Annotated in this window: 21 protein-coding genes and 2 pseudogenes; 12 read left to right on the top strand and 11 right to left on the bottom strand. The window is 72.4% G+C overall.

Translation table 11 applies throughout. From position 1 onward, the window contains the following. Nucleotides 1-248, top strand: a pseudogene (locus ABEA87_RS41725) (ATP-dependent Clp protease ATP-binding subunit ClpC); the annotation flags it as partial. A 109-nt stretch (nt 249-357) separates the two neighbouring features. Here the strand turns inward: ABEA87_RS41725 and ABEA87_RS41720 are convergent. Then, a complete protein-coding gene (locus ABEA87_RS41720; protein WP_345639328.1) occupies nt 358-1,359 on the bottom strand; it encodes a polysaccharide deacetylase family protein in 1,002 nt (333 codons plus the stop codon). Nucleotides 1,360-1,451: 92 nt separating this feature from the next. Then, nucleotides 1,452-2,348: an A/G-specific adenine glycosylase gene (locus ABEA87_RS41715; RefSeq protein ID WP_345639330.1), complete on the bottom strand. Its 897-nt coding sequence runs from the start codon at nt 2,346-2,348 to the stop codon at nt 1,452-1,454. Nucleotides 2,349-2,510: 162 nt separating this feature from the next. On the opposite strand from ABEA87_RS41715, the gene ABEA87_RS41710 reads away from it, so the two are divergent. From ABEA87_RS41710 to ABEA87_RS41700, 3 genes are read left to right on the top strand one after another with little or no spacing between them, the layout of a single operon-like run. Beyond that, on the top strand, nt 2,511-3,029 hold the full coding sequence (locus ABEA87_RS41710) for a glycine cleavage system transcriptional repressor (RefSeq protein WP_345639327.1): 519 nt from the start codon (nt 2,511-2,513) through the stop codon (nt 3,027-3,029). Further along, nucleotides 3,026-3,562, top strand: a complete 537-nt coding sequence (locus ABEA87_RS41705) for a peptide deformylase (protein ID WP_345639326.1) — start codon at nt 3,026-3,028, stop codon at nt 3,560-3,562. Before ABEA87_RS41710 ends, ABEA87_RS41705 begins: the two co-directional genes overlap by 4 nt. 58 nt (nt 3,563-3,620) lie before the next feature. Further along, on the top strand, nt 3,621-4,415 hold the full coding sequence (locus ABEA87_RS41700; protein WP_345639325.1) for a hypothetical protein: 795 nt from the start codon (nt 3,621-3,623) through the stop codon (nt 4,413-4,415). Between the two features lie 91 nt (nt 4,416-4,506). Here the strand turns inward: ABEA87_RS41700 and disA are convergent, their stop codons facing one another. The 4 genes from disA to ABEA87_RS41680 form a co-directional block, all read right to left on the bottom strand. Continuing rightward, the gene (gene disA / locus ABEA87_RS41695; protein WP_345639324.1) at nt 4,507-5,685 is read right to left on the bottom strand and encodes a DNA integrity scanning diadenylate cyclase DisA; all 1,179 of its coding nucleotides are present in this window, start codon (nt 5,683-5,685) and stop codon (nt 4,507-4,509) included. A 48-nt stretch (nt 5,686-5,733) separates the two neighbouring features. Beyond that, a complete protein-coding gene (gene radA / locus ABEA87_RS41690) occupies nt 5,734-7,206 on the bottom strand; it encodes a DNA repair protein RadA (protein WP_345639323.1) in 1,473 nt (490 codons plus the stop codon). A gap of 89 nt (nt 7,207-7,295) precedes the next feature. Beyond that, nucleotides 7,296-8,147 (bottom strand): hypothetical protein, encoded by an 852-nt coding sequence (locus ABEA87_RS41685; protein ID WP_345639322.1) that lies wholly within the window; start codon nt 8,145-8,147, stop codon nt 7,296-7,298. Between the two features lie 90 nt (nt 8,148-8,237). Beyond that, a complete protein-coding gene (locus ABEA87_RS41680; RefSeq protein ID WP_345639321.1) occupies nt 8,238-9,032 on the bottom strand; it encodes a UbiA family prenyltransferase in 795 nt (264 codons plus the stop codon). Between the two features lie 169 nt (nt 9,033-9,201). Here ABEA87_RS41680 and ABEA87_RS41675 point away from each other — a divergent pair, with 169 nt between their 5' ends. From ABEA87_RS41675 to ABEA87_RS41665, 3 genes are read left to right on the top strand one after another with little or no spacing between them, the layout of a single operon-like run. Beyond that, nucleotides 9,202-9,897 carry a methyltransferase domain-containing protein gene (locus tag ABEA87_RS41675; protein WP_345639320.1) on the top strand — a complete coding sequence of 232 codons (696 nt, stop codon included), beginning with the start codon at nt 9,202-9,204 and terminating at the stop codon, nt 9,895-9,897. Then, the gene (locus ABEA87_RS41670; protein ID WP_345639319.1) at nt 9,890-11,056 is read left to right on the top strand and encodes an acyl-CoA dehydrogenase family protein; all 1,167 of its coding nucleotides are present in this window, start codon (nt 9,890-9,892) and stop codon (nt 11,054-11,056) included. Before ABEA87_RS41675 ends, ABEA87_RS41670 begins: the two co-directional genes overlap by 8 nt. After that, nucleotides 11,050-12,081, top strand: a complete 1,032-nt coding sequence (locus tag ABEA87_RS41665; protein WP_425571048.1) for a type III polyketide synthase — start codon at nt 11,050-11,052, stop codon at nt 12,079-12,081. The genes ABEA87_RS41670 and ABEA87_RS41665 overlap by 7 nt, the downstream gene beginning before the upstream one ends. Nucleotides 12,082-12,166: 85 nt before the next feature. Here the strand turns inward: ABEA87_RS41665 and ABEA87_RS41660 are convergent, their stop codons facing one another. Beyond that, entirely contained in the window at nt 12,167-12,904 is a 738-nt protein-coding gene (locus tag ABEA87_RS41660) for a hypothetical protein (protein WP_345639318.1), read from the bottom strand. Nucleotides 12,905-13,211: 307 nt separating this feature from the next. On the opposite strand from ABEA87_RS41660, the gene ABEA87_RS41655 reads away from it, so the two are divergent. From ABEA87_RS41655 to ispF, 3 genes are read left to right on the top strand one after another with little or no spacing between them, the layout of a single operon-like run. Continuing rightward, entirely contained in the window at nt 13,212-13,697 is a 486-nt protein-coding gene (locus ABEA87_RS41655; RefSeq protein WP_203924533.1) for a CarD family transcriptional regulator, read from the top strand. A gap of 38 nt (nt 13,698-13,735) precedes the next feature. Further along, a complete protein-coding gene (gene ispD, locus ABEA87_RS41650; RefSeq protein WP_345639316.1) occupies nt 13,736-14,434 on the top strand; it encodes a 2-C-methyl-D-erythritol 4-phosphate cytidylyltransferase in 699 nt (232 codons plus the stop codon). After that, entirely contained in the window at nt 14,431-14,904 is a 474-nt protein-coding gene (ispF, locus tag ABEA87_RS41645) for a 2-C-methyl-D-erythritol 2,4-cyclodiphosphate synthase (RefSeq protein ID WP_345639315.1), read from the top strand. The genes ispD and ispF overlap by 4 nt, the downstream gene beginning before the upstream one ends. A gap of 21 nt (nt 14,905-14,925) precedes the next feature. Here ispF and ABEA87_RS41640 read toward each other — a convergent pair whose 3' ends face one another. Then, nucleotides 14,926-16,089: a homogentisate 1,2-dioxygenase gene (locus ABEA87_RS41640; protein ID WP_345639314.1), complete on the bottom strand. Its 1,164-nt coding sequence runs from the start codon at nt 16,087-16,089 to the stop codon at nt 14,926-14,928. Nucleotides 16,090-16,311: 222 nt separating this feature from the next. On the opposite strand from ABEA87_RS41640, the gene ABEA87_RS41635 reads away from it, so the two are divergent. Then, nucleotides 16,312-17,517: an outer membrane protein assembly factor BamB family protein gene (locus tag ABEA87_RS41635; protein ID WP_345639313.1), complete on the top strand. Its 1,206-nt coding sequence runs from the start codon at nt 16,312-16,314 to the stop codon at nt 17,515-17,517. 28 nt (nt 17,518-17,545) lie between these two features. Here ABEA87_RS41635 and hisC read toward each other — a convergent pair whose 3' ends face one another. The 3 genes from hisC to hppD are packed head-to-tail and all read right to left on the bottom strand — an operon-like array spanning nt 17,546 to nt 20,998. Further along, nucleotides 17,546-18,604 carry a histidinol-phosphate transaminase gene (gene hisC, locus ABEA87_RS41630; RefSeq protein WP_345639312.1) on the bottom strand — a complete coding sequence of 353 codons (1,059 nt, stop codon included), beginning with the start codon at nt 18,602-18,604 and terminating at the stop codon, nt 17,546-17,548. Continuing rightward, nucleotides 18,601-19,773, bottom strand: a complete 1,173-nt coding sequence (locus tag ABEA87_RS41625; protein ID WP_345639310.1) for an RDD family protein — start codon at nt 19,771-19,773, stop codon at nt 18,601-18,603. The genes hisC and ABEA87_RS41625 overlap by 4 nt, the downstream gene beginning before the upstream one ends. Nucleotides 19,774-19,783: 10 nt before the next feature. Further along, the gene (gene hppD / locus ABEA87_RS41620; protein WP_345639308.1) at nt 19,784-20,998 is read right to left on the bottom strand and encodes a 4-hydroxyphenylpyruvate dioxygenase; all 1,215 of its coding nucleotides are present in this window, start codon (nt 20,996-20,998) and stop codon (nt 19,784-19,786) included. A 231-nt stretch (nt 20,999-21,229) separates the two neighbouring features. Here hppD and ABEA87_RS41615 point away from each other — a divergent pair. Beyond that, a pseudogene (locus ABEA87_RS41615) lies at nt 21,230-21,443 on the top strand (hypothetical protein); the annotation flags it as partial.

Raw genomic sequence — 21,443 nt, 5'->3', positions numbered from 1 at the left:
GGGACCCGGTGATGGGTGCCCGTCCGTTGCGCCGCACGATTCAGCGTGAGATCGAGGACTCGTTGTCGGAGCGGATCCTGTTCAACGAGTTGAAGGCGGGTCAGATCGTGGTCGTGGACTGCGAGGGCGATCCGGAGAACGTGGAGACCTCGAAGCTGGTCTTCCGCGGCGCGGACCGGCCCGCCGAGGTCCCCGAGACCGTTCCCGCCGACCTCGGCACCGCCGCGGCCGCCGGCTCGGACGAGTGACCGTCAACGGATAACCATCCAAAGCTAGCAACGACCGGCCCCGGACCTCACGGTCCGGGGCCGGTCGCGTATCCCGGATCGAGCGGCTCGCCGCCGGGGGCCCGGCGGCTCAGGACAGATAGCTCTCCAGCAGCGCCGGGGTCAGCCCGGCGTCGTGGATCGCGGTGAGGGCGGCGATCACGTCACGGACGAAGGCCGGCCGGAAATGCATCAGAATGATGTCGCCGGGCCGGATCCGGTGATCGTTCGTCTGGTAGCGGATCGTCCCGGAGTCCACCGTCTCGGACCAGTCGACCGCGACCCTGAGTCCGCAGTCATGCGCCACCCGCAGCGTGGTGCTGTCGTAGTCGCCGTACGGGGGCCGGAACAGGCTCGGCCCCGTGCCGAAGGTCCGTACCAGCGAATCCCTGGCGCCGCAGATCTCGTCTCGCTGGGACGCATAAGCCCTGCCGCGCAGCTCCGGGTGGTTGATCGTGTGGTCCTCGACCACTCCGCCCGCAGACCTCAGTTGATCGAAGAAGGCCGGGCTGCCCGCCGCGACCGGCGCTATCAGGAACATGGTGAACGGGATGTGCGCCGCCCGCATCAGCGGGATGGCCTCGGGCAGCTGCGTCCAGCCGTCGTCCATGGTCAGGAACGCCACCGGCTGGTCGACGGGGAGCCGGGTGTAGATCGGCACCGCGGGCCCGACCGGCACCGCCACCGGCCGGGGTGGCGGGGGCGGTGCAAACCGCGGCAGCTGAGCCAGGAACGAGGCCAGCGCCGGATCGGCCAGCGCCGGGTCGGTAGGGGCCGGGTCGGTCGGGGCCGCGCCGAACGGGCCGACTTCGGCAAGGCCGACGCCGGACGTGCCGGCACCGGAGGCGCTCGGCCCGGGCGAGGCCGGTTCGAGCGAGGCCGGTTCGGGCGGTGCGTAGTCGGGCGATGCGGCGCTGGCCGATGCGGCGCTGGGCGATGTGGGGACGGCGGATCCGGATGGGACGGCGGCCGGGCTCGACGCCCCGGGACTCGCGCCGTGACTCGCCAGGCGTACGGCTCGCGGGGTGGCGCACCCCACGAGTAGCAACAGGGTAAAGACGGCGAGTATCACGATCGTCCGGGTCAGTCGCATTGCGGCATTGTATTGACTGATTTGGACCAATCATGACCGACTAGTCGAATTAGTGGCTTTTCATGCGAGTGCCCGCTCGGGCCATCGGCCGGTCACGGGTGCTGTCCGGCCTCCTCGCCGGCCAGCGCGAACCGATGACCGGAGACCGGCACCACCAGGCCGTCCTCGACCAGCCCGGCCAGGGCACGGGCCCGCTGGGCCTGCTCCGGCCAGACGAGGTCCAGCCGGGCCGCCGGTACCGGCCCGGACTCCTCCCGGAGCACGGCCAGCAGCAGGCCGCGTACCTGGCGGTCGGTGCCCGCGTACCGCTGGGGCCGGCGGGTCGGCCCGGTGGGGGCCGGGCTCCCGGTCAGCCGCCAGGCGCACACGCTCCAGAATGGACACTCGTGGCACCGTGGGCTCCGGGCGGTGCAGATCAGGGCGCCGAGCTCCATGAACGCGGCACTCGCCCGGGCGGCGAGCCGGTCGGACGCCGGCAGGAGGGCCTCGACGGCGTCGAGGTCGGCGACGGTGGTGGCCGGCCCGGCATCCGCGCGCCCCGCCACCGCACGGGCGATCAGCCGCCGTACGTTCGTGTCCACCACCGGCTGGCGCTGCCCGTACGCGAACGCGGCCACCGCCCGGGCCGTGTACGTGCCGATGCCGGGCAGGGCGAGCAGCTCCTCCAGCCGGGCGGGCACCACGCCACCGTGCTGCTCGACGATGGCCTGTGCGCACGCGTGCAGCCGCAGCGCCCGGCGTGGGTACCCGAGCCGGCCCCAGGCCCGGATCGCCTCGGCGGCCGTGTCGGCGGCCAGCGAGGCGGGGTCGGGCCAGCGGGCCATCCAGGACCGCCACGCCGGCTCGACCCGGGCGACCGGTGTCTGCTGCAACATGATCTCGCTGACCAGCACTCCCCAGGCGCCGGCCGAGGGGTGCCGCCACGGCAGGTCCCGCGCGTTCTCGTCGAACCAGGCCGTCGCGGTACTCGCCAGGTCGGTGCTGCCCAGGTCGGTGCTCGCCAGGTCGGTGCTGCCCAGGTCGGTGCCGGTCGGCTCGGTGCCCGCCAGCTCGCTAGTCGCCGGATCCACGGAGAGACAGCCTGCCATCCCGAGCCAACACGGTCCGGTTGTGGGTATCCCCGGCGGCGTTGGGTTTGTCAGACTACCCGGGTGAACGAACTCGCGATCACGGTCGTCGGTCGGGACAGGCCCGGCATCATCGCCGACGTGTCCACGGCGCTGTCCCAGCTCGGACTCAACCTGACCGATTCGACCATGACGCTCCTGCGGGGCCACTTCGCCATGACGCTGATCTGCGTCGGGGCGGTCGAGGAGTCGGACGTGCTGTCCGCGCTGTCGCCGCTGACTGTCGACGGCGGCCTGCTGGCCACGGTCAACGTGGTGCCGCCCGGTCCGCCCGCCGGCAGTGGCGGCGCGCCCTACACGCTGCTCGTTCATGGCGCCGATCGGCTGGGTATCGTGGCCGCCGTGACCGGTGTGCTGGCCGAGGTCGGTGGAAACGTGACGGATCTGACCACCCGGCTGTCCGGCACGCTGTACCTGCTCTCCGCCGAGATCGACGTGCCCTCCGGCGTGGACTTCGACGACGTGCTGTCCAAACTGGACGAGGTCGCGGACCGGCTCGGCGTCGAGGTCAGCCTGCGTTCGGGTGACGCGGACGTCCTGTGACCGCACCGCTCGAACCGGTGCCCGACGCGGGCAAGGTAAGGCCCGTGGTCGCAGCGCCCGACCCGGTGCTGTCCCGCCCCGGTGACCGCGTCGATCCGGCCGACCCGGAGACCGTCGCGCTGGCCGCCGACCTGATCGCCACCATGCGGGTGTCGCCCGGCTGCGTGGGCCTCGCCGCGCCGCAGATCGGGGTCGGGGCCCACGTGTTCGTGGTGGACGTGACCGGCCACCCGCGCGCCAAGACCTGCCACGGCACGGTGGTGCTGTGCAACGCCGAGATCGTCGAGGCCACCCGGTGGCAGAAGGGCCGGGAGGGCTGCATGTCGGTCCCGGACCTGACCGGTGACGTCAAGCGCGCCGGGCACCTGGTGGTCCGCGGCACCCTACCGGGCTCGGGCGAGGAGCTGACGCTGACCACCGACGCGTTCGAGGCTCGGGCCTTCCAGCACGAGATCGACCACTGCGCGGGGCTACTCTTCCTCGACCGGGTACCGGGCCCGAACGCGATCTTCGCGCGCAAGGTGTATCTCTGACTGCGCGGCGGCGCGTCGCCGTGAACCCCTTCCGCTCTACCGATAGCGTAAGCGAATCATGAACCTGACGGTTGGCCCGCTGCCCCCGGCCGTCTATTGGCGGCGCCGTGCCCTCGTGTTGGGCGTGGTGTTGCTGCTTGTCATCCTCCTGGTCTCCATGTGCGGAGGCTCGAGCGGCGCGAGCAAGTCCCGTCAGGGACTGGCCAGTTCGTCGGCGACGTCGTCGCCGTCGCCCAGCAGCAGCGTCGAGCCCCCGATCCTGGGTGGGAACGGTTCGGGCGGGAGCGGTTCGGGCGGTGACGGCTCGGGCGGCGACGGCTCGGCGGGCGCCGGTTCGGGCGGCGCGGCGAACCCCACGGCGAATCCCACCGCGACGGGGGCCGCGACAACTACCGGCTCCGGGGCGGGTTCCGGCCAGGCCACGGCCGGCGCGGGTACCGACCCGTCGCTGTGTACCGACGCCGAGATCCAACTCACCCCGGTCATCCAGGCGATCCGGGGCGGCAACTACCCGTACCAGCTGACCCTGAAGATCAAGAACGTCTCCACCCGCACCTGCAAGCGTGACGTCGGGTCCGGCCCGCAGGAGCTGCACATCACCGATACCGCCGGGCACGTGCTGTGGTCCTCGGACTACTGCCCGAACGGCGGCGCGGCCACCGACGTGCGGAGCTTCGGCGCCAACATCGAGGACTCGTTCTGGCTGCCCTGGGACGGGTACGGCGACCGGCCGGGCTGCGGCAAAGGCGCCAAGCTCGCACCGGGCGGGTACCAGGTGGTGGCGAAGCTCGGCAGCAAGACGAGCAGCCCGGTCGGCTTCACCGTGAAGCCCGACGCCCCGGTGGGCAGCTGAAGCCCCGGTGGGCAGCTGAGCGCCGCGGTGGGGCAGCTGAGAGCCCCGTAGCCCGGCGCGAGGCGAGCCGCGGGTGCGCCCGCGGTCGGGGTTAGACGTACCGTTCCAGGATCGACGCCTCGGCCAGCCGGGACAGCCCCTCCCGCACCCCGCGGGCGCGGGCGTCACCGACGCCGTCCACCGCCTGCAGGTCCTCCACCGTCGCGCCGAGCAGCCGCTGAAGCGAGCCGAAGTGGTCGACCAGCCGGTCGACGATCGGGCCGGGCAGCCGCGGCACCTTCGCCAGCAGCCGGAACCCGCGCGGTGACACGGCCGCGTCCAGCGCGTCGGAGGCCGCCGGGTAGCCCAGCGCCCGGCCGACCAGTACCAGATCGATCAGGTCCGTCGCGGACAGCGCGTCGAGCTCCTCCAGCGCCTCGTCGATCAGGCGGCCCCGCCGCCCCTGCGGCAGATAGTCGCGGATCACCAGGGTGCGGTCGGCGTCCACGCCGGCCATCAGCTCCTCGAGCTGGAGGGCCAGCAGCCGGCCATCGGTACCCAGCTCAACCACGTAGCCGGCGATCTCGTCGGCGATCCGCCGGACCATCTCGAGCCGCTGCACCACGGCCACCGCGTCCCGCACCGTGACCAGGTCCTCGATCTCCAGCGCCGACAGCGCCCCGGAGACCTCGTCGAGCCGCAGCTTGTACCGCTCCAGCGTGGCCAGCGCCTGATTGGCCCGGGACAGGATGGCACCCGAGTCGTCCAGCACGTGCCGCTGACCGTTCACGTACAGGCCGATGATGTGCATCGACTGGCTCACCGAGATGACCGGGTACCCGGTCTGCTTGGCGACCCGCTCGGCGGTGCGGTGCCGGGTGCCGGTCTCCTCGGACGGGATCGACGAGTCGGGCATCAGGTGCACGCCGGCCCGGACGATCCGGGTGCCGTCGCTGGACAGCACCACGGCACCGTCCATCTTGCACAGCTCGCGCAGCCGGGTGGAGGAGAACTCGACGTCCAGGACGAAACCACCGGTGCAGATCGAGTCCACGGTCCGGTCGTAGCCGAGCACGATGAGCGCGCCGGTCCGGCCACGCAGGATGCGTTCGAGCCCGTCGCGCAGGGCGGTACCGGGCGCCATCAGCGCCAAATTGGCCCGCAGCGGATCGGTGTTGGCGCCGCCCGCCCACGGGGTCACCCCACCACCGCCGGGCCGCAGCGTCAGACCAGCGCTGGCCCGGTTGGGCCCGGCGCTGTTGATCCGGGTGGCGTCACGGTCGATCGGCACCCGCACATTCTACGGATGACTATCCACCCCGTGACGTTGTGGTGTGCGTCATTGCTCACCGGATGCGGCTTCCGCCGAGGCCCGTGCCGCCAGTTGCACGGCCGCGCGCACGTCGCCGACCTCGCGGACCTTCATGCCCTCGGGGGTCGAACCGGTTGCGGCGGGCCCACATCCGGCCGGGACGATGGCCCGCCGGAAGCCCAGCCGGGCGGCCTCGGCGAGCCGGCGCGGTACGGCGCCCACCCGGCGCACCTCGCCGGTGAGCCCCACCTCGCCGATCGCCACCAGATCGGCGGCCAGCGGCAGGTCGTGCGTGGCGGACGCCACGGCCAGCGCCATCGCCAGGTCCACCGCCGGCTCGAGCACCCGGATACCGCCCACGGTCGCGGCGAACACCTCCCGGTCGTGCAGCCTGGTCTCCGTGCGCCGCTGGAGCACCGCCAGCACCATGGCCAGCCGGGCCGAGTCGAGCCCGGACACCGTGCGCCTCGGCGAGCCGGCCACCTGCGCGCCGATCAGCGCCTGCACCTCGGTCACCAGGGCGCGTCGGCCCTCCATCGCGACGGTCACGCAGGCGCCCGGGGTCGGCTCCGCGTACCGGGTGAGGAACAGCCCGCTCGGGTCGGGCAGGCTGCTGATCCCGCCCTCGTGCATCTCGAAGCAGCCCACCTCGTCGGCCGCCCCGAACCGGTTCTTCAGGCCGCGCACCATCCGCAGCGAGGAGTGCTTGTCCCCCTCGAACTGGAGCACCACGTCGACCAGGTGCTCCAGCACGCGTGGGCCGGCCACCTGCCCGTCCTTGGTGACGTGGCCTACCAGCACGGTGGCGATGCCACGGTCCTTGGCGATGGAGACCAGCGCCGCGGTGACCGCCCGGACCTGGGTCACCCCGCCGGGCACCCCGTCCGTGCCGGGCGCGGAGATGGTCTGCACCGAGTCGATGATCAGCAGCCCGGGCTTGACCGCGTCCAGGTGGCCGAGGATCGCCTCCAGGTCGGTCTCGGCGGCCAGATAGAGCCGCTCGTGCAGGGCGCCGAGCCGCTCGGCGCGCAGCCGCACCTGGCTGGTCGACTCCTCACCCGAGATCACCAGGCAGGTCGAGGCGGCCGATCCCGGCGGGAGGCCGGAGCCGGCGGCCCACTGCTGTGCGACGTCGAGCAGCAGTGTGGACTTGCCCACCCCCGGCTCGCCGGCCAGCAGCACCACGGCGCCGGGCACCAGACCGCCACCGAGCACCCGGTCCAGCTCGGGAACGCCGGTCGGCCGGAATCGGGCGGGTTCCGCGCTGATCTCGGCGATCGGCCGGGCCGGCTGCAGCGGTGCCCGCGCGCTGACCGCGCGCAGGCTGGCCGGCAGGCCCGCGCCGCCGGTGGAGTCGATGATCGAACCCCACTCGCCGCACTCCGGGCACCGGCCGACCCACTTGGGCGGCCGGTGGCCGCACGCGTCGCACTCGTAGGCCGCCCGCGCCGCGCGGGGGGCGGCCCGTGGGGTCCGGGGCTTCGCCGATCTTTCGTTCACCGCCGCACGCTAACCGACGGGTACGACAAACCCCGACCGGCACGACGGAAATCGTGCCCGGCCGGGGCCGTGGATGTCGCGGTTGGCGCCTACTCGGTGGCGGCCGGTGCGGCGGCGGGGGCGCGCTGGTCCGGGCTGCTCGGGGTGTTCACCGGGAGCTGGAGCGGGTTGTTCGCGCTACCGATGGTGAACTGCCGGCCGCCCTGTTGGAAGATGAAGATGGTCTGGATCGTCATCCCCGCCCGCACCGGTCCGGACAGGTTGGCGACCTGCAGGAACTGGCTGCTGCTCTTGGTCAGCGCCACGCAGCCGTCCGACTTGATCGTGACGTTGATCTGCGCCGAGCCGGTCACCGCGGCCGCGGCGGACGCGCTCGTCGACGGGAGCGCGGAGGAGGAGTCCGTCGGGTTGGCGGAGGCGGACTCCTGCGCGGAGCTGGTGGGCTGCACCACGCTGTTGTTCGACGGAGTGCCGGTCGGCCCCGCCGGGCTGATCCCGCCCGAGGCGCCCACCGACGGGGCCACGCCCACGGTCGGGGCGCCGGTCGACGGGTTCGGCTGGATCGGCTGGGGCGAGTTCTGGCAGACGCTGGGGATGCCGGGGGCGGCACCGTCCGAGATCAGCACCTGGCCGGACGCGCTCTGCACGCCGGTGAGCGTGATGTCCTGCGGCGTGTTGTTGAAGATCCACACCGACAGTGGCGCGTTGTCGCCGGACTGGTACCCCTGCGGGCCGTTGAAGTCGACGGTCGCGTTCGAGATCTGGATGGTTTCGTCGGGCGTACCGGTCGTGACGCTGGCCTGCGCGCCGGGAACGGCGGGCGCGATCAACGAGGTCTCGGCCAGCTGGCCGCTGCTGCACGCGGCGAGCAGCCCGGTCGGCAGCGCCAGTGCTGCCGCGACGGCCGGTACGACCAGGCGCCGGCGATGCGAGCGGGTCACGACGCTCCTCCTGCAGACGGCAACGCGGAAAAGTGCAACGCGGTACAGCGTAGTGGCCATGATTCCGGCTCTGGCGGGCACCCGGCCTCTTCAGCCGGTCGTGCCTGACACGAGCAGCAGGATGACGTCCGCGAGCGCCACCACGAGAACCGATCGGAAGGCCGCCCGGGAGCCGGGACGGCGGGACAGGTACCAGCCGGTGGGCAGCACCACCACGGCCGCGGCCAGCACCGCCAGGCCCGGCCAGGACGGCGCCCCGGCCGGCCCGAAGACCAGCGCGGCGGTGGCCGCCACCAGCAGCGTTCCGCCGGCCGCCCACGAGGCGGTGGGCCCGATGCGATGCGGCAGCCCGCGTACCCCGGAGCGGAGGTCGTCCTCCAGATCCGGCAGGACGTTGACGAAGTGCGCCCCGCCGCCGAGCAGCGCGGCGGCCACGATCAGCCACCAGAACCGGGTACCCGCGACGAACGCGGCCAGCGCGCCGAAGGCGACCACGTACGGCGCCGGTGAGGCCGGGGTGAACTTCAGCGGCCAGTCGTACAGCAGGCCGCAGATCATGCCCACGATCAGGTACACGCCCGGTACCGGGCCGGAGAGCAGGGCCAGCGGCACCGTCGCCACGGCGGCGATCACGGCGCCGACGCCCACGGTACGGCGGGAGACCTCGCCCCGGGGGATCGGCTTGTCCTGGCGCCCGGTCTCGGCGTCGCGCCCGGCGTCCAGCCAGTCGTTGGTCCAGCCGACGGCGAGCTGGCTGGCCAGCACCGCGACGGTGATCGCGGCCACCGCGCCCGCCGAGCGCCCTACCACGATCGCCAGCAGCGCGGCGACGATCGTCACGGCGGCGGTGGGCTCCGGATGGCAGGCACGCACAAGGCCTCGCACACTCGCCCCCTTTCCGATCCGCCGCAGGCCGACGCCTCGCCAACCGGGGCGCGGCCGAGCCCGATGGTGGCGCGGGCGGGCACCCGACGCGTTCGGTGTCGTACCCGGGTGAGGCCGCCCACGGCGTGAACACTGTCGGATCTCGCCGTTTCATGTCAGGCTAACCAGGGTGCGGCGGAATGACGTGGCGCAGTACGACGCCCTGGCGGGCGAGTGGTGGCGCCCCGACGGCGCCTTCGCGATGTTGCACTGGCTCGCTGCCGCCCGGGCCCGGCTGATCCCACCGGCCACCAGGCCGGACGCGATTCTGGTGGATCTCGGCTGCGGTGCCGGGCTGCTGGCGCCGCACGTGGCCGGGAAGGGTTACCGGCACATCGGAGTGGATCTCGTCACCTCGGCCCTGGAGCAGGCCCGCGAGCACGGCGTGCGGCCGGTGCGAGGCGATGCCACCGCGGTGCCCCTGGGGGACGGCTGTGCGGACGTGGTCAGCGCCGGTGAGCTGCTCGAACATGTGGTCGACCTGCGCGGCGCGGTGGCCGAGGCGTGCCGCCTGCTGCGGCCGGGCGGCCTGCTGGTACTGGACACCCTCAACGCGACCCTGGCGGCCCGGCTGATCGCGGTCACCATCGCGGAGCGCATCCCGGGCGCGGCCCCGCGCGGCATCCATGATCCGAACCTCTTCGTCGCCGTGCGCGTGCTGAGGAGTGAGTGCGCCCGGCACGGGGTAGTGCTTGGGGTCAGGGGCATCCGGCCATCCGTGAGCGGGCTGGTTCGCCGGCTGGCCACCCGTAGAGGAGAGGTGACCATGGTGCCGACCTGGTCGAAGGCAGTGCTCTACCAGGGGCGGGGGGTCAAGAATGGGTGACCCGTTGGCGGCGGCGCGGCGGTTGGCGCCGCGCTTCGCCGGCCGGGCCGCGGGATACGACCGGGACGGTGCGTTCCCGGTCGACGACTTCGCCGACCTGCGCGCCGAGGGACTCTTCGGCCTCATGGTTCCGGCGCACCTCGGTGGGTTCGGCGCCGGTTTCACCGACTACGCGTCCGTCGCGTTCGAGCTGGCCAGGGGCAACGGCGCGACCGCGCTGGTGTTCAACATGCACGCCTCCGTCACCGGTGCGCTGGCCGGCATTCCCGAGGAGATGGCCCGCTCGCTGGGCGTACCGGACGAGTTCTTCGCGGCCCGGGACGAGATCTTGAAGGCCGCGGCGCGGGGCGCCTTCTACGCGGTGGCGATGAGTGAGCGCGGCGCCGGTTCGCGGCTGTCCAAGCTGTCGACGGAGTACGTCCGGGACGGCGACGACTACCTGATCAAGGGGACGAAGTCCTTCGTCTCCGGGTCCGGGCAGGCGGACGCGTATCTGGTCGCCGCCCGCAGCTCCGACGACCCGCAGACGGTGTCCCAGTTCCTGGTGCCGGCCACCAGCCCCGGCATCCGGATCGAGGAGACCTGGGACTCGCTCGGCATGCGCGCGACCTGCTCGCACGACCTGCACCTGGACGTCCGGATCCCGCGGACCAGCCTGCTCGGCGGGGTGGAGGGGCTGGCGCTGTGGTTCGCCCAGCTCATGCCGCACTGGCTGGTGGCCAGCTACGCCGCCGTGTACGTCGGCGTAGCCCAGTCCGCTATCGAGGCCTGCGTGGCGCATGTGAGCGGCCGGGGGGTGGCCGAGCTGCCGTGGGTACGGTCCCGGCTCGGTCGCGCCGACGCCGCCGTGGCCGCGGCCAGGCTGGCCGTCGAGCAGGCCGCCCGAATGGTCGACAGCGACCCGGGTGGCCAGGACACCAACCGCTGGGTGTGGCGCGCCAAGCTGCTGGCCGGTACGACCGCCGCCGAGGTCGCCGCGTCCATGCTGGAAGCGGCGGGTACCTCCGCGACCCGGCGCGGCAACCCGCTGGAGCGGCTGTACCGGGACGCCCGCTGCGGCTCGCTGCAGCCGGCCACGTCGGACGTGTGCGCCGACTGGCTGGGCATCGCGGCGCTGGGCGGCGACCCGGACTCGGACGGATCGGCGCCGAGATGGTAGTCATCGCCGGCGCGGGCATCGCGCACCCGACCGTGCAGACCCAGGACGAGCTGTGGTCGGGCTTCTTCTCGCACCATTACTCGGGCGTCCAGCGGGCGCTGGCGGCCCGGCTGTTCCGCAACTCGGGCGTCGAGCGCCGGCACGGCGTGATCAACCCGGCGATCGAGGACGTGACCGGCTGGTCGACGGCCAAGCGGATGCAGCGGTACCTGACCGAGGCGCTACCGCTGGGTAAGTCGGCGGTGGCCGACGCGCTGGACGGCGCCGGCCTCGCGGCCTCCGAGATCGGGCTGTTCGCGGTCTGCTCGTGTACCGGATACGTGACCCCCGGGCTGGACATCCTGCTCGCCCGGGACCTCGGCATGTCACCGGACACGCAGCGGCTGTTCATCGGGCACATGGGCTGTTACGCGGCGCTGCCCGGCCTGGGCGTGGTGACCGACTTCGTGCGCTCCCGGGGCCGGCCGGCGGTGCTGCTGTGCCTGGAGTTGACCAGCCTGCACGCCCAGCCACCCAGCGCGGACGCGGATCAGATCGTGGCGCACTCGCTGTTCTCCGACGCGGCGGCCGCCGTGGTGGTGCTGCCGGACGGCCCCGGGTACGAGGTGATGGCCGTCGACTCGCTGACGGACGCGGCCACGGCCGACCACATGACCTGGGACGTCACCGATCTGGGCTTCCGCATGGGGCTGTCCCCCCGGGTGCCGGATGTGCTGGATCTGCACGTCGAGCCGCTCGTGGACGGGCTGCTGGCCCGGCAGGGGCTGCACCGGGACGACGTGGACGGCTGGGCGGTGCACCCGGGCGGACCCCGCATCCTGGACGTGGTCGGCAAGCGGCTGGGGCTGGGCGAGGAGGCGATGGCGCCGTCCCGGCGGGTACTGGCTGAGCACGGCAACTGCTCGTCCCCGACGGTGCTGATGATCGTGGACTCGCTGCGCGCGGCGGCGCCGCGAAACGTGCTGGCCATGGCCTTCGGGCCGGGCCTCACGCTCTACGCCACCCTGCTGCGCGCCGTCCCCTGACCGGCGCCACGCCCCGACAGGCCCCCAGGCGAGCCCTGGGGGCCGGAACGGTCCGAACGCCGGGCCGAGTTCTGGTACGGACGGTTCAGCCGAGGTGGGTCAGGTAGGTCCGGAAGTCGGCGACCGTCCTGACCGGCTGGATGGTGCGATCGATCTTGCCGGTGCTACCCACCAGTACGGCAACCACGCCGTCCACCGTCGTGGAGCTCGCGTATCTCGACCGCAGCACGCTGTTCGGGTCGGCGACGGCTCGAATCCGGTGGCCGAGCAGCGGGCTTGGCAGCGGCGGCGCGGTGCGCCCGACGGCCAGCACCGTCACCGAGGCCGGAGCCGCGGTGGAGGCCGCGGAGATCAGGCGGCCGCAGTCGCAGCCGTCGACCAGCAGGATGACCGCCGGTAGGTTTTCCCGCAGCTGGACCGCCTTGTTGGACCCGTCGAGCAGGGTCACGTCGGGAAGGGCGGAGCTGCCTGAGGCGGGCGCCGCGCCGGCGGTGCCGTTGTGGGTCGACCGGCTCGGCCAGGCGAGCGCGAACAGGCTGGTCAGCGTCGCGATGATGGCGACCGTCATGATCAGCAACGGAATGCCCAGCGTGGGTGAGGTGTCCCCACTCAGCTTCTTGGGCTTGGGGGGCAGTCGGAGACGCTTGCGCCACCGGCTGCGCCGGGCGGTGCGGCGCCATTCGCGCCGCAGCGCGGCTGCCTCGTGATCGAGTTCGGCGGCATCGTCCGGAATGACGATAGCGCCCCATTCTGGGGGGAGACCTGGCACGCCGCTGCCATCGTGCGGTCGTTCGCCGCCGTTGTCCCCGCGCAGGGTGCCCATGGCTAGTCTCCTCGGCCCTACTGTTAACTTTCCCGTATCCGACCGGCGACGCGCCAGAGTGCGGGCCATACTTTCCTACCCGCGGACCGCCGCACTTACTCTCTCCTATGTCCGGACATGTGGTGGATCAGTGTTCGTGCTGGTCACAGCATGATTACGTTGCGTGATGATGCATGGATGACTGGCCGTGTCAAGCTGGAGAAACCGGTCTCACAACCACCCTGACCAGCGCTAATGCTCACCCCCGGACTGGGCCGGGCGGGCGATGCCGTGTTACCCTGGACACAGCGAAAGGGGTTTCGAACCTATGGTTTTCAGTGTCGGCGAGACCGTTGTTTACCCCCACCACGGGGCCGCACTCATCGAGGCAATCGAGACTCGGGTCATCAGGGGCGAGGAAAAGCAGTACCTCGTCCTGAGGGTTGCACAGGGTGACCTGACGGTGCGTGTCCCAGCCGAGAATGCCGAGATCGTGGGTGTTCGTGAGGTCGTGGGCGAGGAGGGCCTCACCAAGGTCTTCGACGTCCTCCGGGCCCCGCACACCGAGGAACCGACCAACTGGTCTCGGCGTTACAAGGCAAACTTGGAGAAACTGGCGTCCGGTAACCCGCTGAAGGTGGCCGAGGTCGTGCGTGATCTCTGGCGGCGGGAACGGGAGCGTGGGCTCTCCGCGGGCGAGAAGCGAATGCTCGCCAAGGCCCGTGACATTCTGGTCGGCGAGGTGGCACTTGCCGAGAAGAGCACCAAGGACGAGGCCGAGATGCTCCTCGACAAGGTTCTCACCGAGGCCTGACCGGCCCGAGATCGAATTCAGCTGCGAAGGACCGCGACGTGACCGCGCGCCCAGATCTGCGCGGTGACGTCGCGGTCCTTGTGCCTGCGGCGGGTCTTGGCGTGCGGCTGGGCCCCGGCGGGCCCAAGGCGCTACGACTGCTGTCGGGCGAGCCCCTCCTGGTTCACGCGGTGCGGCGGGTGGCCGCGGCCGGGGTCGGTTGCGTCGTGGTCGCGGCGCCGCCCAGCGAGGTCGAGGCGGTCCGCGAACTGCTCTCCGGGGTGGCCACGGCCACCGTGGTGGCCGGCGGCGCGACCCGCCAGCACTCCGTGTCGGCCGCGCTGGCCGCGGTACCCGCGAATTTCGAGATCATCCTTGTGCACGACGCGGCCCGCGCGCTCACGCCGCCGAGCCTGATCGTCGAGGTGGCCGAGGCCGTCCGGGGCGGCCATGACGCGGTGATCCCGGTGCTGCCGGTGGTCGACACGATCAAAGAGGTGTCCGCCTCCGGGGCCGTGGTCGGCACGGTCGACCGGTCCGTGCTGCGGGCCGTCCAGACGCCGCAGGGTTTCCGCCGCCGGGTGCTGGCGGCGGCGCACGCGGCGGCGGTGGACGAGCACACCGACGACGCCGGCATGGTGGAGAAGCTGGGGATCACCGTGCACTGCGTACCCGGCGACGAGGCGGCCATGAAGATCACCCGGCCCGTAGACCTTGTGATCGCCGAAGCGCTGCTCGCGCGTACCCTCGCCTCGTGATCGTTCCCCGGGTCGGTGTCGGCACCGACGTGCACGCCTTCTCCGCCGACCGGCCGTGCTGGGTGGCGGGGCTGCTGTGGCCCGGCGTCGACGGGCTGGCCGGGCACTCGGACGGCGACGTGGCCGCGCACGCGGCCTGCGACGCGCTGCTGTCCGCGGCCGGGCTCGGGGACCTGGGTGCCAACTTCGGCGTCGATCGCCCGGAGTGGGCCGGGGCCTCGGGCGTGGCACTGCTCACCGAGACCGCCCGCCTGGTCCGCGAAGCGGGCTTCGCCATCGGCAACGTGTCAATCCAGGTGATCGGGGTGGCACCCAAGATCGGCCCCCGGCGCGCCGAGGCGCAGTCCGCGCTGGGCGAGGCGATCGGCGCCCCGGTCGCGGTGTCCGGCACGACCACCGACGGGCTGGGCATGACCGGGCGGGGCGAGGGGCTGGCCGCCGTCGCGGTGGCGCTCGTTCTGCCTGGGTGACGCCACGCCCGGCTGGGCGGCTCAGCGGTTCCGGCCCGCCCAGGTCCAGGCGTACCCGGTGTCCTCGCAGGCCAGCGCCGGCTCGCACAGGTCCAGCGGCCGGAAGGTGTCCACCATCACGGCCAGTTCGTCGAAGTACTCCACCCCGATCGCCCGCTCGGCGGCGCCCGGCTGCGGGCCGTGGGTGAACCCGCCGGGATGCAGCGAGATCGAGCCCTGCTCGATACCGGATCCCCGCCGGGCCTCGTAGTTGCCGCCGGTGTAGAACAGCACCTCGTCGGAGTCCACGTTGTGGTGGTTGTACGGGACCGGGATCGCCAGCGGGTGGTAGTCCACCTTGCGGGGCACGAACGAACAGATCACGAAGCCCGGCCCCTCGAAGGTCTGGTGCACCGGCGGCGGCTGGTGCACGCGGCCGGTGATCGGTTCGAAGTCGTGGATGGACAGCGCCCACGGGTACAGGCAGCCGTCCCAGCCCACCACGTCGAACGGGTGGTTGGCGTAGACGTACCGGGTCCAGCCGCGCCGGTGCCGCACGTACACCTCGACGTCGGTGGCGTCGTCGTACAGGGGCTCGTCCGGGCCGCGCAGGTCCCGCTCGCAGTACGGCGACGCCTCCAGAAACTGGCCGCGGGTCGACAAATACCGCCGGGGTGGCCCGATGTGACCGGTCGCCTCGATGACCAGCATCCGCACCCGCCCGTCCGGCACGATCCGGTGGGTGACCGAGGTAGGGATGATCACGTAGTCGCCCTCGCCGACCTCCAGCGTGCCCATCACGGACTCGACGCGCGCCCGGCCCGCCTCGACGTACAGGCACTGGTCGCCGATGGCGTCCCGGTACAGCGGGGACGGCCGGTCGGCGACCACGTAGGACAGCCGCACGTCCTCGTTGGTCAGCAGGTGCGCCCGGCCCAGGACCGGGTCGCCGCCGCCGGCGTCGAGCTTGTGGGTGCGCAGGTGCCGCGGCTTGAGCGGGCGGTTGCCGGCCGACGGCCAGGCCGGGGGGTCGAACGGGTCGGCCGCCACGATGGCCGTCGGCAGGTGCCGGTGGTACAGCAGCGAGGAGTCGGAGGAGAAGCCCTCCTGGCCCATCAGCTCCTCCGCGTACAGCCCGCCGTCGGGCTGCCGGAACTGGGTGTGCCGCTTGGGTGGGATCTCGCCGACTCGCCGGTAGTAGGGCATGTTCAGCAGCCTCCTGCCGTCCGAAACCCGTCGTCCGATGATCGTTGGGTCCGATAATCGGACAAAATTGTCCGCTACTCGTAGATTCCGCGCGGTTCGGCGCCCTGTCAACCGGGCCGCCGGGCCCGGCGCGTCCTCCTATGGCCGGTCGGCCGCGGGCCGGCGGCACGAATCGGACACTGAGGAGCGTCGGGTAGCCTGCTGCGGCGGAGGTGTAGACACATGGACTCAGGCCGCCAACCGGGGGTCAGTTACCGGATGATCGGCCTGGTGGCGGCCGTCCTGGTGGTACTCGGCGGGGTGGCCGGGTACCGGGCCCTGGCGCCGGGCGCCATCGCCGACCGGGCGGAGACCGCCTACCCGCGCAGTGCCCCGTCGGCGCAGCCGGGGGTCTACGGCACGCTGCTGGCAGCGCCGATAGTGGTCGACGGCCGGCTGCGGGTGTACGCCAGCAAGCAGCAGGTCTATGCCGACGATCCGGTGAACATCAAGTCGACCATGTCGCCGTTCTGGTCGTACCGGCGCTGGCCGGCCCAGGTGCTCGGGGTGGTGGCCGTCGGCACCACCGTGGTCACCCAGTGGTCCGACGGCGAACTGGTGGCGCTGAACGCGACCACTGGCGCCGTGGCGTGGCAGGCGAAGCTGACGCTGCCTGGGGGCCTGGTGTACACCGGCCGGCGCACCGGGGCCTCGACCGTCTACGACCCCTCCCGGCTCTACAGTGCGGGCCGCACGGTGGTGGCCGCCGGCGCCACGCAGGTGCGCGGGTACGACGCGGGGACCGGCCGGCAGCTCTGGCAGCGGCCGGCGAGCGCCTGCTCGAACGACTTCACCGGCCCCGACGTGTTCGTGTCCGTCACGACCTGCGGCCAGCCGGCCGTGCACGCCTACGCCGCGGCCACGGGCGCCCCACTGAGCTGGCCGCAGGCGGCCCTCACGCCGGTCGGTTGCGCGCTGGGCCACTCGGGCTGCCAAGGCGTACGCGACTCGCAGGGCGCCTGGGCGATCGGCACGGGCGGCGCGCTGACCCCCGCGCCGGTGCTGGCCCGGCCGGGTGTCTGGGTCACCGGCGACGTCGCGGTCGTGCCGCACGGCGACGGCCAGGTGGCCGGCGTCGGGCTGACCGACAACCGGCAGCTCTGGACCGCGGAGGGCCGGGTGATCGCGGTGGAGCCGGGCGTGGTGCACCTCGCCGTCCCGGTGCCGGGCTTCCGGTTCCTGGAGGTCACGACGCTGGACGCGACGAGTGGCGAGAGCCTGTCCGGCTACCTGTTGAAGCCGCAGGCGAGCCAGCCGTTCGACCTGGGGCAGGTGTACGCGGTGGACCGGTTCCTGTTCATCGAGCGGGTCAACCCCGGCGCCACCCCGGACCAGCCCGACAGCGCGTACTACTTCCCGACCCCGAACGTCATCGTCGCCGGAAGCTGAGCGGGCCCGGGCGAACCCGGGCCCACCCTCAGGCCGGGGGGAGCGCCGTCTCGGCCGCGCGCAGGAACGCGTCGTTCTCCGCGGGGGTACCGACGGTCACCCGTACCCCATCGCCCGGGAACGACCGCACCACCACGCCGCGCTCCTCGCAGGCCGCGCCGAAGGCCACCGACCGGTCGCCCAGCGGCAGCCAGAAGAAGTTGGACTGGCTGTCCGGCACGTCCGGCACCAGCTTGCGGAGCGCCGGCAGGAGCCGGTCGCGCTCGGCGACCACCAGCGCCACGCGCCGGTCCACCTCATCGGCCGCGGCCAGCGCCGCGAGCGCCGCGGCCTGGGCCAGGGTCGAGGTCGAGAACGGCGTGAGCACCTTGCGCACCGCGTCGGCCACGCCCGGCTGCGCCACCAGGAAGCCGACCCGGGCGCCGGCCAGGCCCCAGGCCTTGGACAGGGTGCGCAGCACCACCACGTTGGGCCGGTCGGCGTACCGCTCGAGCGCGTCCGGCACCTCGGGGTCGGTGACGAACTCCCGGTACGCCTCGTCGATCACCACCAGCGTTGTCTCGGGTACCGCGTCGACGAACGCGTCCAGCTCGGCGCGGCGCAAGGAGGTGCCGGTCGGGTTGTTCGGGTTGCAGATCAGGACCATCCGGGTGCGCGGGGTCACCGCCGCCGCCATGGCCGGCAGGTCGTGCCCGTGATCGGCCAGGTTGGGTACCCGCAGCGCGGTGGCCCCGGCGACCGCCACGATGATCGGGTACGCCTCGAACGAGCGCCAGGAGTACATGATCTCGTCGCCCCGTTCGACGCAGGTCGCCTTGGCCAGGTGCTCGGCGAGGGCCACCGAGCCGCAGCCGGTGACGATGCGCCCCGGGTCTACGCCGTACCGGGCCGCCAGCGCGTCGCGCAGCGCGACGGTGCCCAGGTCCGGGTACCGGTGACTGTTACTGGCCGCCGCCGTGATCGCCTCGACGACCCCGGGCAGCGGCCCGTACGGCACCTCGTTGCTGGCGAGCTTGATGGTCCCGGGCAGGGACCGGCCCGGCACGTAGCTGGGCAGCGCGGCAAGGTCGTCACGGACGAGAGTCATGACTGTTCTCCGGTCTTCTTCGAAGCCTTGACGGGGGTGAGTTCGTGCCCTCGGCGCCCGACGCGGACCACCACCGTGGCGGCGGAGCGGTCGTGCAGCGCCAACTGCAGGGGGCCGCCCATGGCCGGCGAGATCGAGTCCACCAGTTGCAGGATGAAGCCGAGCCCGCAGCTCCACAGCAGCATGGGGACGCCGAGCGGGCTCCAGCGGCGCAGCGCCCGCCGGAAGCCCAGCGGATCCTCGCTCTCCAGCGGCATGACCTTGATGCCGACCACCCGCTTGCCGAAGGTCTGCCCGCTGTGCGCGACGGACGGCACCTCGTATGCCAGCCAGACCGCCATCGCGACCAGCGGGATCACGTAGGCCAGGACGCTGGCCCGGCCGGGCACCGCCGGCAGGTTGTCGTAGTTGGTCTGGTGCGCCAGCGCGCTGACCAGCGGGGCGTAGTCGGAGATGAACAGGTAGACCAGCCAGCCGGTGGCGAGCACGTTGAGCCCGAGCACGATGCCGAAGTCGATCAGCCGGGCGAGGAAGCGCAGCCCGAGCCCCGCGACCGGCAGCCCGTGCGGCTGGGGCCGCGCGTACCCGAGGGCGACGCGGTAGCCGGGCGGCAGCGGGACACCGGGCGGCCAGGGGATGGTGCCGGGCGGCATGCCGGGCGGGACGTTCGGCGGCGGGGCGCCGGGTCCCCAGGCACCGGGCGGCGGTGCCGGCGTTCCGGGCGGCCAGCCGGCGACCGGCGCACCGGGCGGAATGGGCGCTCCGGGCGGAAAGGCACCGGGGGGTACGGACGAGCCGGGGGGCACCGGCTGGCCGGGTGCCGGGGCGGCGGGCGGCCAGCCACCGGGCGCCTGCCAGCCCGGAGGCCCCCAACCGGGAGGGCCCTGCGGCCGGCCGGGTGCCGCCGTGCCGGCGTCCGGCGCCGGCTGGCCGGCCGAGGGCGGTGCCCCGGCCTCCGGCGGCGTCCCGGCTCCTGCCGGTGCCCCGACCGGGGCCGGCTCCGGCCCCGGCGGCAGGGTGACCGTGCCCGGCGAGGCCACCTCCGGCGGCGTGCTGGGGGGAGTGGCGTCGATCGGCAGTGGGTCACCGATCCAGCCCTCGCCGTCCCAGTACCGCTGGGTGGTCGGCTCGGCCGGGTCCTTGTACCAGCCCGGTGCGATGTCGTTCACCCGGTAAGTGTTACAGGTTCCCTCGACGGTCCTGTTCCCGCTCGATCGCCTCGAACAACGCCTTGAAGTTCCCCTTGCCGAAACCGAGCGAACCGTGCCGCTCGATCAGCTCAAAGAACACCGTCGGTCGATCCTGTAGAGGTTTCGTAAAGATCTGCAGCAGGTACCCGTCCTCGTCCCGGTCCACCAGGATCTTCCGGGCCTGCAATTGCTCGATCGGCACCCGTACCGTGCCGATCCGGGCGCGCAGCCCCGGGTCCTCGTAGTAGGAGTCCGGGGTGTCCAGGAACTCGACCCCGGCCGCCCGCATGGCGTCCACGCTGGCCAGGATGTCGTTGGTGGCGATCGCCACATGCTGGGCGCCCGGGCCCCCGTAGAACTCCAGGTACTCGTCGATCTGTGACTTGCGCCGGGACATCGCCGGCTCGTTGAGCGGGAACTTCACCCGCCGGGTGCCGTTGGCGACGACCTTGCTCATCAGCGCCGAGTACTCGGTCGCGATGTCGTCGCCGACGAACTCCGCCATATTGGTGAAACCCATCACACGCCGGTAGAACTCCACCCACTCGTCCATCCGGCCCAGCTCCACGTTGCCGACCACGTGGTCGACCGCCTGGAAGAACCGCTTGGGCGCGCCGGCCGCGATCGCCGCGCCGCGGTCCACGATCGGTGGCCGGGCGACGAACCCGGGCAGGAAGGGGCCGTCGTACCGGGACCTGTCGACCAGCGAGTGCCGGGTCTCGCCGTACGCCGCGATGGCCGCCAGCCGGACGGTCCCGTACCCGTCGGAGAGATCGTGCGGCTCCTCGACGCCCCGGGCGCCGTGCTCGGTCGCGTACCGGTACGCGGCATCGACGTCGGGTACCTCCAGCGCGATGTCCAGGATCCCGTCGCCGTGCCGGGCGTGGTGCTCGGCGCCGAAGGTGCCGGCGCGCACCGAACCGGCGATCACGAACCGGGCGGAGCCGCTGGTGAGCACGTACTCGACATAGTCACGACAGTGCTGGTACGCCGCCGCGTCCTGGGTCGCCCGGTCGGCCTGCTCCGGCCCGCGCACCGCCACGCAGGTCATCCCGAAGGCGGTGGAGTAGTAGTGGGCAGCCTGCCTGGCGTTGCCCACCATGAAGTAGAGGTGGTCGAGCCCCTTGACGGGGAACGGGTCCGCCGTCACGTCGTGCTCGATGGCGCCGATGAGTTCGTCAACGTCGATGTCGGCCTGCGTCATCGCCGGATCCCTTCGCTGCGTGGTCCCGCGCCTCGGTCCGTGCGCCGATCGCGTGCCCGCAGAATCGCCGCTCCGATCGACCTGGGCAACTGTCCGGAGATCCGGTGGTCAGTCTGCGCAATCTGTCGAGCCATACCCCCCACTAACTGCACAATGTGTACATGCGGAGCCCGACGTTTACTTACCTCGCGGACCGGCTATCTCAGCAGGGAACTGGAAGGGGGGCCAGCCATGGCAACGAGGAGCTCACGGTCGTCGGCCAAGGGAAACGTCATCAAGCCGACCCGGGCCAACGGACTGAAGGACATCGACGTCTCCGCGGTCGGCAACGACCTGCAGGACACCCTGGTCGAGCTGACGGACCTGCACCTGCGGGCCAAGCAGGCGCACTGGAACGTGGTGGGACGGCATTTCCGGCAGGTGCACCTTCACCTGGACGAGCTGA

This window comes from Rugosimonospora acidiphila (assembly GCF_039543385.1).
Classification (GTDB): domain Bacteria; phylum Actinomycetota; class Actinomycetes; order Mycobacteriales; family Micromonosporaceae; genus Rugosimonospora; species Rugosimonospora acidiphila.
This window is presented reverse-complemented; position numbering and strand designations above follow the sequence as displayed.